The 17,231-nt window shown below is 42.5% G+C and carries 17 protein-coding genes; 12 read left to right on the top strand and 5 right to left on the bottom strand.

Annotated elements, in window-relative coordinates:
* Positions 1-71 precede the first annotated feature (71 nt).
* The 7 genes from hflX (at position 72) to AC1DVB_RS06555 (ending at position 9,703) form a co-directional block, all read left to right on the top strand.
* Positions 72-1,337, top strand: a complete 1,266-nt coding sequence (gene hflX / locus AC1DVB_RS06585; protein WP_477588671.1) for a GTPase HflX — start codon at positions 72-74, stop codon at positions 1,335-1,337.
* A 707-nt stretch (positions 1,338-2,044) separates the two neighbouring features.
* Positions 2,045-3,403 (top strand): NAD(P)-dependent oxidoreductase, encoded by a 1,359-nt coding sequence (locus AC1DVB_RS06580; protein ID WP_372464603.1) that lies wholly within the window; start codon positions 2,045-2,047, stop codon positions 3,401-3,403.
* 27 nt (positions 3,404-3,430) lie between these two features.
* Positions 3,431-4,717, top strand: coding sequence for an NAD-dependent dihydropyrimidine dehydrogenase subunit PreA (preA, locus tag AC1DVB_RS06575; RefSeq protein WP_477588669.1), 1,287 nt, complete (start codon positions 3,431-3,433; stop codon positions 4,715-4,717).
* Positions 4,718-4,731: 14 nt separating this feature from the next.
* Entirely contained in the window at positions 4,732-6,150 is a 1,419-nt protein-coding gene (gene hydA / locus AC1DVB_RS06570) for a dihydropyrimidinase (protein WP_403190715.1), read from the top strand.
* 41 nt (positions 6,151-6,191) lie between these two features.
* On the top strand, positions 6,192-7,676 hold the full coding sequence (locus AC1DVB_RS06565; protein ID WP_477588667.1) for an NCS1 family transporter: 1,485 nt from the start codon (positions 6,192-6,194) through the stop codon (positions 7,674-7,676).
* A gap of 16 nt (positions 7,677-7,692) precedes the next feature.
* Positions 7,693-7,911 carry a hypothetical protein gene (locus tag AC1DVB_RS06560; RefSeq protein WP_034304894.1) on the top strand — a complete coding sequence of 73 codons (219 nt, stop codon included), beginning with the start codon at positions 7,693-7,695 and terminating at the stop codon, positions 7,909-7,911.
* Positions 7,912-8,068: 157 nt separating this feature from the next.
* Positions 8,069-9,703 carry a PucR family transcriptional regulator gene (locus AC1DVB_RS06555; protein WP_098866078.1) on the top strand — a complete coding sequence of 545 codons (1,635 nt, stop codon included), beginning with the start codon at positions 8,069-8,071 and terminating at the stop codon, positions 9,701-9,703.
* 127 nt (positions 9,704-9,830) lie between these two features.
* On the opposite strand, the gene yhfH (AC1DVB_RS06550) is transcribed toward AC1DVB_RS06555, so the two are convergent.
* The 5 genes from yhfH (AC1DVB_RS06550) to yhfH (AC1DVB_RS06530) are packed head-to-tail and all read right to left on the bottom strand — an operon-like array spanning position 9,831 to position 10,646.
* Positions 9,831-9,971 carry a protein YhfH gene (gene yhfH, locus AC1DVB_RS06550; RefSeq protein ID WP_082854479.1) on the bottom strand — a complete coding sequence of 47 codons (141 nt, stop codon included), beginning with the start codon at positions 9,969-9,971 and terminating at the stop codon, positions 9,831-9,833.
* Between the two features lie 28 nt (positions 9,972-9,999).
* Positions 10,000-10,137, bottom strand: a complete 138-nt coding sequence (gene yhfH, locus AC1DVB_RS06545; protein WP_082201097.1) for a protein YhfH — start codon at positions 10,135-10,137, stop codon at positions 10,000-10,002.
* A gap of 25 nt (positions 10,138-10,162) precedes the next feature.
* Positions 10,163-10,300 carry a protein YhfH gene (gene yhfH / locus AC1DVB_RS06540; protein WP_477588664.1) on the bottom strand — a complete coding sequence of 46 codons (138 nt, stop codon included), beginning with the start codon at positions 10,298-10,300 and terminating at the stop codon, positions 10,163-10,165.
* Between the two features lie 30 nt (positions 10,301-10,330).
* A complete protein-coding gene (gene yhfH, locus AC1DVB_RS06535; protein WP_082162914.1) occupies positions 10,331-10,468 on the bottom strand; it encodes a protein YhfH in 138 nt (45 codons plus the stop codon).
* Between the two features lie 43 nt (positions 10,469-10,511).
* Positions 10,512-10,646: a protein YhfH gene (yhfH, locus tag AC1DVB_RS06530; RefSeq protein WP_258249957.1), complete on the bottom strand. Its 135-nt coding sequence runs from the start codon at positions 10,644-10,646 to the stop codon at positions 10,512-10,514.
* A gap of 478 nt (positions 10,647-11,124) precedes the next feature.
* Between yhfH (AC1DVB_RS06530) and AC1DVB_RS06525 the strand changes: the two genes are divergently transcribed.
* The 5 genes from AC1DVB_RS06525 to AC1DVB_RS06505 all read left to right on the top strand — a co-directional run bounded on the left by AC1DVB_RS06525 (position 11,125) and on the right by AC1DVB_RS06505 (position 17,193).
* Positions 11,125-12,015 carry a diacylglycerol/lipid kinase family protein gene (locus AC1DVB_RS06525; protein ID WP_095679778.1) on the top strand — a complete coding sequence of 297 codons (891 nt, stop codon included), beginning with the start codon at positions 11,125-11,127 and terminating at the stop codon, positions 12,013-12,015.
* 234 nt (positions 12,016-12,249) lie between these two features.
* Entirely contained in the window at positions 12,250-14,283 is a 2,034-nt protein-coding gene (locus tag AC1DVB_RS06520) for a Na+/H+ antiporter (RefSeq protein WP_063574522.1), read from the top strand.
* A 120-nt stretch (positions 14,284-14,403) separates the two neighbouring features.
* Complete coding sequence (locus AC1DVB_RS06515; protein ID WP_057276340.1) at positions 14,404-14,916, top strand: GNAT family N-acetyltransferase; 513 nt, start codon at positions 14,404-14,406, stop codon at positions 14,914-14,916.
* A gap of 178 nt (positions 14,917-15,094) precedes the next feature.
* Positions 15,095-16,480, top strand: a complete 1,386-nt coding sequence (locus tag AC1DVB_RS06510) for a protoporphyrinogen oxidase (protein WP_230134308.1) — start codon at positions 15,095-15,097, stop codon at positions 16,478-16,480.
* 170 nt (positions 16,481-16,650) lie between these two features.
* Positions 16,651-17,193, top strand: coding sequence for a helix-turn-helix domain-containing protein (locus AC1DVB_RS06505; protein WP_034304877.1), 543 nt, complete (start codon positions 16,651-16,653; stop codon positions 17,191-17,193).
* Positions 17,194-17,231 lie beyond the last annotated feature (38 nt).

Here is a 17,231-nt window from a genome sequence, read left to right as displayed (position 1 = left end):
TTGCTAAGGGCAGCATGACAGTTTGTTTAAGTATAATATAGGGAGTAAGGTATGTACGGAAGGGATTTGAAATGATGGAATTACAGCAGAGGGCAATTTTGGTTGGAGTCAATCTCAACGGTTCAAAGGATTTTGAGTATTCGATGGAGGAATTGGCCAATTTAACGGAAGCATGTGAGGTAGAGGTTGCAGGGACCATCACACAAAATTTGCATCGGGTGAACTCATCACATTTTATCGGTACCGGGAAGATCGAGGAAGTGAAAAATCTCGTTGAGCATAAAGAAGCTAATGTCGTCATTTTTAATGACCAGCTCTCCCCTTCGCAACTTCGTAATCTGGAGAGGGACATGGATTGCAAGGTGATTGACCGGACAATCTTGATTCTGGATATTTTTGCGCATCGGGCGAAAACGAAGGAAGCTCAGCTTCAGGTAGAAGTGGCAAAGCTGCAGTATATGCTCCCGCGTCTCGTTGGTTTAAGGGAGTCACTAGGGCGTCAGAGCGGCGGGGTCGGTACAAACAAAGGAGCAGGTGAAAAGCAGTTAGAGCTTGACCGCAGGAGGATCGAGGAAAATATAAGTGTTTTGAATAAAGAACTGGAAGACCTTGTTGCACACAGGCAAACGCAGAGGAAACAGCGGAAAAAGAATGCCATCCCTGTCGTATCCTTAGTCGGTTATACCAATGCAGGTAAATCTTCGATCATGAATGCACTGATTGAGATGTTCCATCCAACTGCCGAAAAGCAGGTGTTGGAGAAGGATATGCTGTTCGCTACGCTTGAGACGTCCGTTCGAAACATTCCGCTGCCGGATAAAAAGGAATTCTTATTGACGGATACGGTGGGATTTGTGTCTAAATTGCCGCATCATCTAGTGAAGGCATTCCGATCCACATTGGAAGAAGTGGTAGAAGCGGATCTGTTGATCCATGTTGTCGATTTTTCCAATCCTAATCATGAGCAGCAAATAGAGATAACGGAAAAGACTTTAAACGATATAGGCATTAAAGGGATTCCGACGATCTTTGCGTATAATAAAGCGGACCTTACCGATTTGGATATCCCTCAGGTGAATCGTGGCTCTGTATATATGTCAGCAAAAAACAAAGTTGGCATCGAGGAATTGATAAATCAAATTCGCAAGCATACTTTTGTCGACTATACTCACTGTGAAATGCTGATTCCATTTGACCAAGGGCAGCTGGTTTCTTATTTCAATGAAAATGGTCACATAACGGAAACGGAATATGAGGCAATCGGTTATCGAATAAAGCTTGAGTGCAAGAAAACGGATTATGAGAAATATAAACGATACGTTATACATCCGGAATGAACCTGCTTGTTGATAAATTCTTAATGGGTTGTTGATAAGTGGAAAAGTCGATTCGTTAATGTGGATAACTTTTGGTGAAGTGCCTCTGTTCTGCAAAAACAAAGAGAATAACACCATATAATATGTGAATAAGTTGTGGATAAATGTGAAAAGACCCAGGAAACCAAGAATTTTCGTTTCTGGGCTTTTTTTTATGTGGACAAAGTGTTGATAAGCAGGTAATCGGAACAAATCAGCCAAAAATATCAGTAAGTATGATGAAAAGTAAGTTTGGATGTAGAAAAATGACGAGGCTTATCACTTATTGTTAGGAAAAATAACATGAATATTACATATTGCAAATTTAGTGCCTGGAAATACTTTACACTTTGTATAATGTAACTTGCTTTTCAACATTATAGAATAAAGAATACTCAATTCTYTGATTTATCATCAGGATTTGAGTTTTTAAGATTAGTAGGGGGGGCTTTTTAAAGGAAACAGGGACCGGGGCGTGGCCAGTGAGAGAATGAGAGAGAAAATAATAAACAAAATGAGAGATTCTTGGCTGGGAAATCGCCATGACTTGTTAGGTGATTAAATGGATGGAAACCATGTTGGCAATGCTTTCAATCGTTTAAATATGAGGACAGTAGAGAGAATGCACGCAATTCCTCCCTTTTTATTTTTCAAAAATAAATGTTTGGAAGGAGAAATAGTGGATGAGTATGACGAGCCCGTTAAAAGGTGGTCTAGAGATTAACTTTCAGGAAGCGGAGAGGGGATTATCCCCAAGGGAAGCTTTGGAAGAATCGAATCGATGTTTATACTGCTATGATGCCCCATGTATCCAAGCCTGTCCGACCGGAATAGATATTCCCGGTTTTATCAAGAAGATAGCATCAGGTAATTTTAAAGGGTCGGCCAAGACAATCATGACGGCCAATCCTGTCGGTGCCAGCTGTGCGCGGGTATGTCCGACTGAAGAGTTATGTGAGGGGGCATGTGTCCTGAACCATTCTACAAAGCCGATCATGATCGGCAATCTCCAGCGTTATTCCACAGATTGGGCCATCCAAAATAAACAAGCCCTATTCAAGGCCGGGAAGAAGAATGGCAAAAAAGTTGCCATTGTAGGAAGCGGTCCGGCGGGTTTGTCTGCAGCAAGGGAGTTAGCCTTGCTTGGCTACAGTGTAACCATTTTCGAAGCTGAAAAGAATCCAGGCGGATTAAATACTTACGGAATTGTATCGTTCCGTTTACCTCAGAGCATTTCTTATTGGGAAGTCGAACAAGTAAAGAGTTTGGATGTTGATATTAAAACGAATACACGGGTCGGGGTGGATGTTTCCGCAAATCAGCTGACTGCCGACCATGATGCGGTCATTTTAGCGATAGGCATGTCCGATGTTCCTAAGCTTGGGATTGAAGGGGAGGATTTAGCTGAAGTTTATGATGCAATCGATTTCGTAAAGGCAACGAAAACAGGGACAATCACTGATAAATTCATTGGGAAGAAGATGGCGGTGATTGGAGCTGGAAACACGGCGATCGATGCCGCGACCTGTTCTATTCGCCTGGGCGCCGAACAGGTGAGCATTATTTATCGTCGTACCCAAAAGGAAATGACTGCCTATGATTTTGAGTATGAGTTTGCCAAACAAGAAGGTGTCGGTTTTCACTGGCTGACTGCCCCCTCCAGGATCCTATCGGATGAAAGCGGTCAGGTAACGGGTATCGAGTGCGTAAAAATGGTGCTTAGCGAGGCAGGTGAAGATGGCCGGCGCCGTCCAGTCCAAATTTCCGGATCAGAGTTCGTCATTCCGGTCGATGGCGTCATTCGTGCCATAGGCCAATCAAGGTATGTAGGATTGATTGAACAGTTCGGCATTCAACATGATGATGGCGTCGTGACATTGGAGGGTGATTCCTACAGGACATCGAATGAAAAGATCTTTGCGTGCGGTGACGTGATCTTCGGAAAAGGCCAAGGTGAGGCAATGGTTGTTTCAGCTGCCCAGCAAGGGAAAAAGACAGCCTATGAAATTGATTCGATTTTGATGGGCGGAGCGGTGGATATTGCTTAAATAACTATGAAAAATAGGAGGCTTATCATGGCTGATTTATCAATTGATCTTGCAGGTATTAAATCTCCCAATCCTTTTTGGCTTGCTTCAGCACCACCTACTAATTCGGGTTATCAAGTTCAGCGTGYATTTGAAGCTGGCTGGGGAGGAGCTGTTTGGAAGACATTGGGTGACCCCATCCTGAATGTCTCATCACGTTTTGCAGCGGTCAGTTTTAATGGACAAAGAGTTGCCGGGTTCAACAATATAGAATTGATAACGGACCGTCCGCTGGAAGTGAATCTGAAGGAAATATATGAAACGAAGAAGAGGTTCCCTGATCATGCAATCATTGCATCGGTGATGGTGGAGCCACAACAGGAAAAGTGGCATGAGATCATCAAGCGCATAGAAGATGTAGGGGTCGATGGTTACGAGTTGAACTTTGGCTGCCCGCACGGTATGGCTGAGCGCGGGATGGGAGCTGCTTCGGGACAGGTTCCAGAACTGGTTGAAAAGCAAACATACTGGGCGAAGGAAGCTGCATCCAAGCCCGTCATCGTCAAGCTTACACCCAATATAACCGACATTACGGTTACGGCTGAAGCGGCGGTGCGCGGCGGTGCGGATGCAATAAGCATGATCAATACGATCAACAGCTTGGCAGGAGTGGATATCCATTCATGGAATACGATTCCCCATGTAGGCGGCAAGGGTGCTCACGGAGGGTATTGCGGTCCAGCTGTGAAGCCGATTGCTTTGAATATGGTGGCAGAGTGTGCAAGGAATAAAATGATCAATGTTCCCATTTCGGGAATTGGCGGCATTTCAAATTGGCAGGATACGGTGGAATTTTTGCTGATGGGTTCGACTGGAGTGCAAATTTGCACAGCTGCCATGCATCACGGTTTTAGAATAGTTGAAGACTTGATCGATGGACTGTCCAATTATCTTGATGAAAAAGGGATATCCTCCGTGATGGATATTGTCGGTAAGTCCGTACCGCGCTATTCCGACTGGGGGAACTTAGATCTTAATTATAAGGTCGTTGCGCGCATTAATAATGATGTGTGCATTAACTGCAATAAATGCCATATTGCGTGTGAAGATACATCGCATCAATGTATAGATATGTTAAAGGACACGTCAGGCAGCTCATTCTTGAGAGTGCGCGAAGAGGATTGCGTAGGCTGTAATCTTTGCTCGATCGTCTGTCCGGCCGATGGGGCGATCGATATGATCGAATTGACAAATGAATTGCCGCCAATGACGTGGAATGAACGCCAATCGTTCCTTGGGGGCATAAGCAGTGAAAGTGTTGATTTCGTAAAATGATGGAGGGGTCGAATATGAAGAAAATCATTAAAAATGGAACGATTGCTACGGCTGCAGATACGTATCAAGCGGATATATTGATTGAAAATGAGAAGATTGCAATGATTGGCAAGGACCTGTCGGCTGAGGGGGCTGAAATCATTGATGCAAAAGGCGCATATATTTTTCCGGGGGGCATAGATCCGCATACCCATCTCGATATGCCGTTTGGCGGGACAACGACAAAGGATGATTATGAAACAGGTACAATCGCTGCTGCATATGGAGGCACGACAACGATCATCGATTTTTGCCTGACCGAAAAAGGGGTGCCTTTAAAGAAAGCAATTGAAACATGGCATGAAAAGGCCAATGAAAAGGCGGCCATAGATTATGGTTTTCATTTAATGATCAGTGAGATTAATGATGAAGTATTGGCTGAGTTACCAAGTATCATCGATAATGAAGGGATTTCGTCCTTTAAAGTATTCATGGCTTACAAGAATGTTTTTCAAGCGGATGATGCCACGCTATACCGCACTTTGTTGCAAGCAAAGGAACTTGGCGCACTTGTCATGGTTCATGCTGAAAATGGTGATGTCATCGATTATCTTACAAAGCAGGCCCTTGCCGAAGGGAACACCGATCCAATTTACCATGCATTAACAAGGCCTCCGGAGCTTGAAGGGGAAGCAACTGGACGTGCAGCTAAACTGACGGAAATGGCAAATGGCCAGCTCTATGTCGTTCATGTCACCTGTGAAGATGCGGTTGAAAAGATCACTGAGGCAAGGAATAAAGGGGTGGATATTTGGGGTGAGACTTGTCCGCAATATTTGGTTCTTGACCAGTCTTATCTTGAAAAGCCCCATTTTGAAGGATCTAAGTATGTATGGTCCCCGCCGTTAAGGGAGAAGAAAAACCAGGAAGTGCTATGGAATGCTTTGAAAACGGGGCAGCTGCAAACGATCGGCTCCGATCAATGCTCTTTTGACTTTAAGGGACAGAAGGAACTTGGACGTGAAGATTTCACGAAAATACCGAACGGCGGCCCAACGATAGAGGACCGCATGAGTATCCTCTTTTCTGAAGGGGTCATGAAAGAGCGCATTACCTTGAATCAATTTGTCGACATGACCTCTACACGTGCTGCCAAACTATTTGGATTATTCCCTAAGAAAGGGACGATTGCCGTAGGCTCGGATGCTGATATTGTCATTTTTGACCCGAAGGTTGAAAGGGCCATTTCTGCAGATACTCATCACATGGCGGTGGATTATAATGCGTTTGAGGGTATGGAAATTACGGGTGAGCCGGTTTCCGTTTTATCGAGAGGTCAATTCGTCATTAAAGACAAACAATTTGTGGGCGAAGCTGGAAAAGGACAATTCTTGAAACGGGCAAAATATAATTCGGCGTTGAATCCGGATACCGGGAAAAAGCTTACAGTCTAACTTCGGTAAGGAATCTTGCAAATTAAATTAGGGGGATTTTTATGAGTGAGAAGAAAGATTATTTAAAGTCTCCCGATTTGCTGCCTATACCTCATAGTGAGAAAAACATAAGTGCAGCCGGATTTGGTTTCATTTGGGTGGGCATGGCTGTAGTATTGGCTGCTTTCGCGATCGGTGGGAACGGTGTTCAAAGTTTATCCTTAGGCTGGGTCGTTCTTGCAACGGTCATTGCCTGTGTGGTTCTCGGCTTTTTGATGACAATGACAGGGGATATCGGTGTTGAACATGGAATATCATTTCCAGTCTATATGAGGGCGCCGTTCGGTACGATTGGCACCCACATTCCTTCGGTTGTGCGCGGTTTTGTAGCGTCATGCTGGTTCGGCCTCAATACTTACTTTGGAGCCACTGCAATGAACGCTATCTTTACAACTCTTTTTGACTTTGATAATTGGTTTATCTGCTTCCTCATTTTTGCCGTTTTACAATTAGTCAACACGGCAATGGGAATAAAGTCGATTGAACGATTCGCCGACTTGGCGGCGCCCGTCATCATTCTAATTTCTGGATGGATGTATTTCACCCTATCCGATCAGGCTGTGGCCCAAGGAAGGGAGGTATGGTCCTGGATTGAAAGTCCGGTCACAGGCGGGGCCGCCGCAACGGCTTTCATGGTCGTCATTATGGCAAATATGGGATTTTGGGGCACATTGACTGCAGATATGCCAACGCTTTCCCGCTATATTAAGGCACCAAAAAATGAAAAAAATTGGTTCAAGCGCAATAAGGGGCAAATAATTGGGAATATTATCACCTATCCCATCACCCAGACGTTCATGGTGATTATCGGAGCGGTTTCTTATATGGCTGTTTCCAATTATGACCCTGTAGTTGCCATACAGGGATCAGCAAGTGGAATTGCCCTCGGCGTCCTTTTGATCATGATCGTATTTGCTCAATGGTCGACGAATACTACGGCCAATGTCATTCCCGCAGCTACCATTTTCTCCAATGTCATGGGTCCTAAAATGCCATTTTGGGCGGGAGTCGTTGTAGCGGGGGGTATTGGGATAGTAGTTCAGCCATGGAGCCTGTTCGGCATCATCATAGAAGTTTTATTAATAATAGGTGGAATCCTGGCGTCCATTGTCGGCATCCTGGTAGCGGATTACTATTTCCTTCGTAAACGGAGAGTGAATGTACAAGAACTCTATGAAAGTGAAGGCCAGTATAAGTACTTGAATGGAGTGAATTGGGCAGGAATCATTTCTTGGGTGATTGGAGGAATCGGTGCCACGATTTTTTCAAATTATTCGTTTATTATCGGTTTCCTTCTCGGCGGTGCTAGTTATTTTATATTAGCTAAGTATTGGTGGTTCAAGCGATATGAACAAGCTGAAATCATCGATCCGAGCGATGAGAAATATTTAGGCATTTCAGTTGGAAGGGATTGGATAATTGGGGAAGGTCCAGAACTTGAGGAAGAGATGGTTTTTACGGCTTCGACCGGCAAGGAGAACGTTTGAAAAAGGGGGAATGTAAATGTCCGAATATCAAGAGTATCGCTTAGAAAGGGAACAAATCGATTTTTTGCTTGAAAGAGGATATCGAATCACCCGGGTTTCCGAAAGTTTAAGTGGAGCCTTTCTCGATTTTGAACTGATTGAAGGAACGAAGCAGGAATGGAAGCAATTGAACATCAAAACCCCGGAAGGAAGGAAATACTTCTCTACATTGCTTTTCAAAAAAAAATTGAATTGAAATAGTCATGGACCGGGCCTATTCCTCACGAATGGGTCCTTTTTGTTCGAGTTTTTTGTAGAATTTTGACGTTAGATTTTCTGACAAGTGTCTGGAGATTTAAGGGTTGTCCGTTTATAATAGATTTTAAAGCGGTTTTATAAAAGGATGTGGCTGGATGAATACATCGATTACAATCGAGGAAATTCTAACACGCAAGCATTTTAATCTGACGGATATAATTGCAGGAAGCAGTGGGATAAAGCGTCAAGTGAAGTGGGTCCACTGCATGGAAGTCACCCAAATCAGCCATTTGTTAAATGGAAACGAACTGATACTGACTACCGGTTTAGGGTGGAAAGACTGCGATGACACATTTCTATCCTACTTAAGACAGTTAATAGAATGCGATGCAGCTGGACTCTGTATAGAGATGGGCGCCAACACCATGGCAGTGCCGCAATGTGCCATCGATCTCGCAAATGAACGGCAATTCCCTATCATCCTATTTCATGAAGAAGTCCCTTTCGTGGAAATCACGCAGGATATACATTCCCTTATCATCAATAAACAATATCAGATGATCTCCAACTTAGAAAACTACTCACAGCAGTTAAATAAAAATCTCCTCGAAATTGACCATTATGAACCAATTCTAAAATTTCTCCACAGCTATTTACATGTACAGGTTATTCTTATCTTTAATGAAAATGAAATAGCCAGCATTCCAAAAATAAAGAAAAAATCAACCTATCAAATGGTAGCGGACATATATGAAGAGAAGCGGAAGTTGGATAAAACCGTTCTTGGACAGCCGATTCAAGTGCTTGGCGAAAATTATGCTGAACTGCTCATTTGCAGCAACGGCAGGGAGTTGACTGATTTTGATTCATTGATCTTGGATCGAACGGCTACCGCATTGGCACAGCATCTATTAAGGGAGTTGTATATAGAAGAAAAGAAAATGTCGGAAGAAAGTATATGGCTTACAAATTGGATTGAAGGTGAATATAGTGACGAAGCGATCCGGGAAAGGCTTTCCTATATTGATCCAAAAATGCAGTTGGATGGCGGAATTGTTTGCATTTGCAAACAACACCCAAAGTATAATAAAAATTCCGCAAAATTAGATGGGACCTATTTTAAGATAATGTTTAGAACTGTTTTTGAACAGTACGGCTTTCAGATATTTTCCATGGAAATACAACAGCATCTTGTTTTTATTTTAGGTGATAATCGTTCATCCGAAGATTGGAAATCAAGGGTTACAAGCGCGCTGGATCGAATCATGAAAATGGATGTAAGCGGGCGTAATCGTATGGGGCTGCTTTCCATTGGTTTTGGTAAGCATGTTCAAAGGTTAAGTGAGATTTATAAGAGTTATGAAACGGCCCGAGAAACGTTGCTGCTTCAGGATACATTACCAGAGGATGACAGGAGCTTCTTTTATCAGGACTTACATATGCATCGCATGATTTCACTCATAAATAAACATGGCAATCTGGAGGAAACGGTATATGAATATTTAGGTCCTGTCATTGAATACGACAAGCAAAACAATGGAGAGCTAATGCCTACCCTGAAGACATACCTTGCCTGTAACGGTTCTAAACAGGAAACATCAAAACAATTATTCATTGTCCGGCAAACGTTATATCATAGGCTTGAAAAATTGGAGAAACTGCTAGGTTCTGATTTTATGCGCTCCGATAAGCGTCTGGGCCTTGAATTCATGATTTTTGCATTGGACTTCTTACAATACAGCAGCAGGAAGATCAGCGGGAAGTATGTAGATAAATATATTGGGAGATGAAAAGATGAGTAAGACTGAAGGGTGTCCAGGGGACATCCTTTTTTGAATTCAAGGAAGGGAGGGAGATAACAAGGTTAATGCTGACATCAACATGGCCTATATAGGTCCTTGATGTCAGCATCTTTTATTAATATTCATCTTTTTTGGAAAGGCAGCGGTCACATTCCAAGAGGTAGGATTCAGCTTGTTCAATGATATGGCTCCCGCATTCCGTACATTGTTTAGGCGGCAGTGTCCTGAAGAATTCCAATGGATTTTTGGTTTGCATGGTGATTCCTCCTTATGATTCGGTTTAATCAGTCTTCGTGTTTGGAAAGGCAGCGGTCACATTCCAAGAGATAGGATTCAGCTTGTTCAATGATATGGGTCCCGCATTCCGAACATTGTTTAGGCGGCAGTGTCCTGAAGAATTCCAGTGGGTTTTTGGTTTGCATGATGATTCCTCCTTATGATTTGGTTTCAGTCTTCGCGTTTGGAAAGGCAGTGGTCACATTCCATCAAGTAAGATTCAGCTTGTTCAGTGATATGGGTTCCGCACTCCGTACATTGTTTAGGCGGCAGTGCCCTGAAGAATTCCAGTGGATTTATAGTTTGCATGATGGTTCCTCCTTTTTGATTTTGGTTTAATCAGTCTTCGCGTCTGGAAAGGCAGCGGTCACATTCCATTAAGTAGGATTCAGCATGCTCGATAATATGGTCACCGCACTCAGGGCAATGTTTAGCAGGGATATTGTTAAAAAACTCAATGGATTTTTTCATTTGCATGATGATTTCCTCCTTTTAATGTTAGATATATTTTCCGGTCGCTTTATTCTTCACGTTTGGAAAGGCAGCGATCGCATTCCATCAGATAGGAATTTGAATGGTCCACATGTGTTTCACCACATTCCGGGCAATGTTTAAATGAATCGATTATGAGTAAATCTGATTGATTTGCTTGCATGTCTCGCTCCCCCTCTTTATAGTACAGTTTTTGATGTTTGCTTGTTGTTATAATACAGTATATACCCGAATTTGGAAAATGTATAGGTATTTTACAGAAAATTTGAAATTTTTTTCACCCATAGTGTGAAAACCCTATTGGAAAGGGATTTGTCATCTGTACATTATTTTATTTTTCTCTACGGCAAGTAGGAAATGAAAGAAATAATGCTTTTTATAAAACAAAAAAAAATGAGGGAGTGGAACGGACAAACAATTTTCAATGTGTAGAGTGGGCCATTAATATAACAGATGGGAAACAGGAAGTTGAGTTATTATTGAATGCCTGTTTCACAGTCGATGTAACATAAAAGAACTTGTTCTAAAATGTCAGCAAAATCCAAGCGGCAACGATTATATGTAAGTTCCTGTCTGTATGGTTTTAATACTTCAGTAAAGAGGTAACTTGCTAGTAGAAGTACAATTATGGGAGGTAGCATATGTCGAAAGCGATGATTATCGTCAATCCATCTTCAGGCAAGGAAAAGGCAGGGAAGACTTTGCCGAAAGCGGAAAAGGCACTAGGGGAACTTTTTGATGAGGTATGCGTTCGTAAAACGGAAGGAGAGGGGGATGCGACGGGTTTTGCAAAGGAGGCCTGTGCAGAAAGATTTGATGCTGTCATTTCCATGGGTGGTGATGGAACGGTGAACGAGATAGTGAATGGCTTGGGCGAGCAGCAGCATCGGCCTATCTTCGGGATCATTCCACTAGGAACCATCAATGATTTCGCCAGGTCTTTGGGAATACCACTGAATCCCAATGCAGCCATCGAGATATTGAAGGATATGCATATTAAGGAATCGGACATAGGGAAGATCAATGACCGTTACTTCATGAATGTGTTGGCGGTAGGGGCAATCGCGGAGGCCACCTATAATGTTTCCGTTGAACAAAAAACCCGTCTTGGGTCTTTTGCCTATTTCATTGAAGGAGCAAAAGCGATCATTAAAAAGACTCCGTTTCCTTTAACGGTTGAACATGATCACGGGAAGTGGATGGGGGAGGCTCATTTACTAATTGCAACCATGACTAACTCTGTCGGCGGTTTTGAACAACTTGCACCAGATGCGGAAGTGAATGATGGAAAGCTGCACACATTCATCATTAAGGATTTATCTCTTCCTCTCATCGTCAAGATCATTCCCAGTTTGATCAGGGGGGAGATCATGGGGAATGACGAAGTCGAATATATTAAAACATCCAAGCTCCATTTAACCACGTCAGAGGAACTTGCAGTCAATATCGATGGCGATGAAGGCATTCTTCTTCCTTTCCGGGCAAATGTACTGCATAAACATCTTCGTCTATTCGTCCCGGGAACTAAATGAGTCGTTTAGTTCCCACTTCTTTCAACATGTGGGGAAAGCTGATCATGGTTTAGCCAATCAGCTTTTTTTTTTGCGGGTGTTCATCGTACACAACGTAAGCTCCTTCGCTTTTGATAAAAGGTATCATTATTCAGAAGGATTCCAGGTTAGAATAGTTAATGCATGATTGACTGGGTATAAATATGTTACGCTTATATTTATGATTATAGATGAGAGAGGAAGTTTGATGTTCGTATGGAGTTTTTTCTTGTTATATTAGCCCTTCTTATATTGATAGGAGTGTCTAATGTAATTAACCATTTTATACCCTTTATACCTGTACCATTAATACAAATAGCACTCGGTGTCATATTGGCACTTTTACCCCTGGGCATGCATGTTGAGATGGAGACGGAATTATTTTTGCTATTATTCATCGCACCCCTATTGTTCAATGATGGCAAAAATGTACCCCGAACAGCACTATGGAAGTTGAGAGCACCCATTCTGATGCTTGCACTGGGCCTCGTATTCATAACGGTTTGGGCAGGCGGGTATTTAATTAATTGGATGATCCCTTCGATACCATTGCCTGCAGCATTCGCTTTGGCGGCCATTCTGTCACCTACGGATGTAGTGGCAGTAAGCGCTTTGGCGAGTCGTGTCAAATTGCCGAAGAGCATCATGCACCTACTCGAAGGCGAAGGGCTGATGAATGATGCCTCAGGTTTAGTTGCCTTTAAGTTTGCCGTTGCAGCTACAGTCACTGGTGTTTTCTCCTTAGTCGACGCAACCTTCAGTTTCATATGGATTGCAATTGGTGGGTTTGTAGGTGGAGCGATACTAGCTTTCATCATTATCAGGCTTCGTGTATTTCTTCGCCGTTTAGGGATGGAAGATGTCACGATGCATATGCTTATCCAAATCCTGACTCCTTTTATTATTTTCCTCGCTGTGGAACATTTCCACCTTTCTGGGATTTTGGCAGTCGTGGCTGGGGGAATTGTCCATGCCATTGAACGAGATCGGGAAATTTCACCAACAGTGGAACTTCAAGTCGTTTCAAAGAGTACATGGTCCGTCATTTTATATGTATTGAATGGTCTTGTATTCGTTTTGCTTGGCTTGCAAATCCCAAGCGTTGCGAAAACGATCTTTCAAGATCCAGCCTTCAATAATGGACAAGTGATCCTTTATATCGTGATCATTACACTTTTCCTTTTCGCTTTACGATTCATTTGGCTAACGGCTGCCTGGTCGATTGGGTGGATGACGAAAAAAGCGGGAGCCCAAAAACCGGACTTCAAAGCGGCCGGGATCATTACCATTTCCGGAGTTCGCGGAGCTGTAACGTTAGCGGGTTCGTTCTCGATTCCATATGTGTTGGCAGATGGAAGTCCTTTTCCTGAGCGTTCATTAATCATTTTCATTGCAGCAGGTGTCATATTGCTGACACTGATTGTTGCGAGTGTATTTCTGCCAATCGTGGCACGGTCGGAAGAAGAGGAAGTGGTGGATAAGCAGGCTGACAAAACGAAAGCTGCTGCCATCCACTCACATCAAGCCGCTATTCGGGTGATTGAGTCCCAAATGACAGATGAAAACCGGGAAGCGGCTTTGTCGATCATTTCCAGGTATTGTACCAAGATCAATGAACTGTCCTATGTAGAACAAGAGAAAGAACCGGCTGCATTAAGGGAAGAAGAGAAGGATCTTCGCTTCAAGGCCCTTGAAGCAGAGCAAAGATTCCTTGATAAACTCATTAAGGATGAAAAAGTGGACCGGGAGACGGCGTATATATGCAAGGAATATATCCAGCGTATGGAAGGTGCCGTAACAAATCGACTGAAGTTCCGTTTTTTTAGGTCAGTAACGCTGTTCAGGAGAAGTATGCTGAGGGTTTTAAAATTATTTTTCCCTAATAAAAGTGAAATAAGAAAAATCAATCTTAAGAGATTGGAAAAGGTCAGGGATCTTAAAATCAGGATGTATAAAGCCGCCATCCAAGAGATACAGGCCGGAATTACAGCCGATAATCATAAGACATCCTCGATGATCATAGACGAGTATAAAGTGTTGATTTTAAAATGCAAACGTGAGAACAGAGGCAGTACCCCGAGTAAAATGGTTGAGTATGAAAGGGAGCTGTTCTATAAAGCGATCCAGGCAGAACGGGACGAAGTGCAGGATATGTTTGAAAAACGACAAATCTCCCGTGATGTTGCCAACATACTCCGCCAGCAAATCAATTTACGGGAAGCACTTACTATCAATGAAAATACACATTGATTATACAGAAGGAGCACTGTCGAATATATCGACAGTGCTCCTTCCGGTTTGTGAAGGGAATATCGGACAGGGCATCGAATCATTATTGTATTCAATAATTGATGAAAGAGAGTGTGCTTAATGGAAAAGGAAATCGAGACCATAACTTTAACGCCTTATATACCGGAACACCTTCACCAGCTTTCCCAGTTTTATTTACCGAATACACAAACTCCTTTTTCAGCTCTGCCGGAAGAGTCACTGAAATATTGCCGGGAAGATTGCGACAGGCACCCTTTCGTAATATTGGCCGATGGTATCCCAGTTGGCTTTTTCGTTTTACACATTGGCGAAAACACCGACCCTTTCACCAGCGATAAAAAAGCGATTTTACTCCGGGGATTCCTTGTTGATCAAAAACATCAGGGAAAAGGGATAGGAAAGAAAGCCTTGCAAATCCTTCCGGAATTCGCAAAAGGGATTTTTCCAAACAAGGATTCGATCATTCTGGCAGTGGACTTCATGAACGTGAACGCAAAAACGCTTTATGCGAAATCGGGGTTTCAGGATACAGGCATTCAGAAGGAAGGCAGAAGCGGGTTGATGGAGATAATGGAATATAGATTGGATATGGGGAACAAGGATATCGAATAAGGGAGGAATAAAAAATGAAATTGGCTAATGGACTTTTCCAAAAGGGGAAGTCTTTTTTGTCCAATTTGTTACAGGTTTCGTTATGTAACCGAAGATTTTAGAAGGGCTGCTTTTAATAATGCCGCTGCCTTATGGTACACTTTACTTATTGCAAAATCTTAATCGAGGTGTAGTCCTAATGAAAACAGTCGTAGTCGTAGGTGGAGGCATTACCGGTTTATCAACCATGTATTATTTACAAAAGACAGTTAAAGCGAGGAGTCTCTCCGTACGATTAATATTAATAGAAGGAAATGAGGAACTAGGCGGTAAAATAAGGACTGTGCACGATGGTCCTTTTAAAATTGAAGCGGGTGCCGATTCGATCGTCGCCAGGAAACAGAATATACAGCCATTTCTTAAAGAATTGAACTTGGAGGACCAAGTCGTCTATAATGCGACGGGAAAATCATTCATTCATACAGATGGGATGCTGAAGGGAATCCCCGAAGATGCCCTATTCGGAATACCAATGAGCCTGGAGTCACTGGCCAAAAGTGATCTGGTTTCCGCCCAAGGTAAGGTCGACGCCTTAAAGGATTTCTACACAAAAAATGAGACATTTACGAAGAATGACTCCATCGGTTTATTTCTTGAAAGTTTCTTAGGCAAGGAATTGGTGCAAAAGCAGATATCGCCTGTCCTATCAGGTGTTTACTCAGGAAAATTAAATGAATTGACCATTGCCAAAACACTGCCAGAGATGCTGGATTATAAAAATGAATATGGCAGTATAATACGAGGTCTATCGGAAAATAAGCAGAAATACAAAAGCAAGGGAAATAAGAAGTTCCTTTCATTTAAAAATGGCTTATCAACATTGGTAGAAAGAATAGAGGAAAGCCTCGATATGGTCGAGATATTAAAAGGGGTCAGTGTAGATAAAATCGGAAGAAATGATGAGGCGTACATCATTACATTGGCAAACGGTGAAACGCTGGAAACGGACTTTATCGTATTGAGTACACCGCATACAATTGCCCAGAAATTGTTGGGGGATCGGGAGTTGGATGAGGATTTCAACGGCTTGATCAATAGTTCGATGATTAGCGTTTATCTTGGATTCGATATCCCGGACAGCATGCTTCCTAAAGACGGGACAGGTTTCATTGCAGGCGATAATAGTGATTTGATCTGTAATGCATGCACCTGGACAAGTCGGAAATGGGAGCATACTTCTGAAAACAGTCAGCTTTTGGTAAGGCTTTTTTATAAAAGCTCTAGTCCGGACTATGAACGATTACAGTCCCTTACAAAACAGGAATTGATCTCTGTGGCTTTACACGACATTATGAACAGTCTAAGCATTTCTGGGAATCCAATTACGAGTGAAGTGACGAAATGGCATGAAAATATGCCGAACTACCATATTAAACATCCTCAAATCGTTCAATCACTGGAGGCGAAAATCTCCGAGAATTATCCGAATGTTTTACTTGCGGGCTGTTCATACAATGGAGTCGGAATCCCGGATTGTATTGCTGATGGGGAAAAGAAAGCGGAAGAGATATGTCTGAAGTTATAAAAGGGGGACTGCCAGGCGGCAGTCCTTTTTTTAATGAATGCCGGAAATTCCGTTTGAAGTTTCCGGCATTTCCTGTATAATGATATTCGTAAAATTAAACTGAAAGTTTACTTATATAAAACTTTATCTACTTTGTGTTTACTATAAGTAAACCGATTGAGGGTTATGGAATGCAAATTGGAAAAAAAATAAAGAACCTTCGCTTGAAAAAAGGATTGACCCAGGAAGAATTGGGCGAAAGAACGGATTTAAGCAAAGGGTATATTTCACAGTTGGAAAGGGATCTTAGTTCCCCTTCGATTGAAACTCTTTTCAATATTTTAGAAGTACTCGGCTGCAAGCCGAAACAGTTCTTCGATGATGAGGATCAAGTCCAAAAAGTAGTGTATGAAGAAGAAGCACAAACATTTTTCATCGATGAAGAACGGGGATACCAAATTCAGTGGCTCGTGCCTGAATCGAATGAAAAGGAAATGGAACCTATTCGCCTGACTCTCCAGGAAAAAGGGGAGTTCAAACAATTTGAACCATCCTTGTCGGAAACATTCGGTTATGTATTAAGCGGAAGAGTCATTGTAAAGCTGGGTACACATACGTATTTCGTCAAGGCAGGGGAATCGATTTATTTTCATGCTTCAGATGAACATCAAATCATCAATGATTTTGAAGGTCCGTCCGAGTTATTACTCGTGGTGACGGAATCATACTTATAGAATTCAAAAAATGCAATCGTTGAAGATTGATGAGTAAG

It is taken from the genome of Peribacillus sp. P4_D6 (assembly GCF_056401795.1).
Note: the sequence above shows the minus strand (reverse complement) of the source record. Positions and strands in the feature narration are given on the sequence as shown.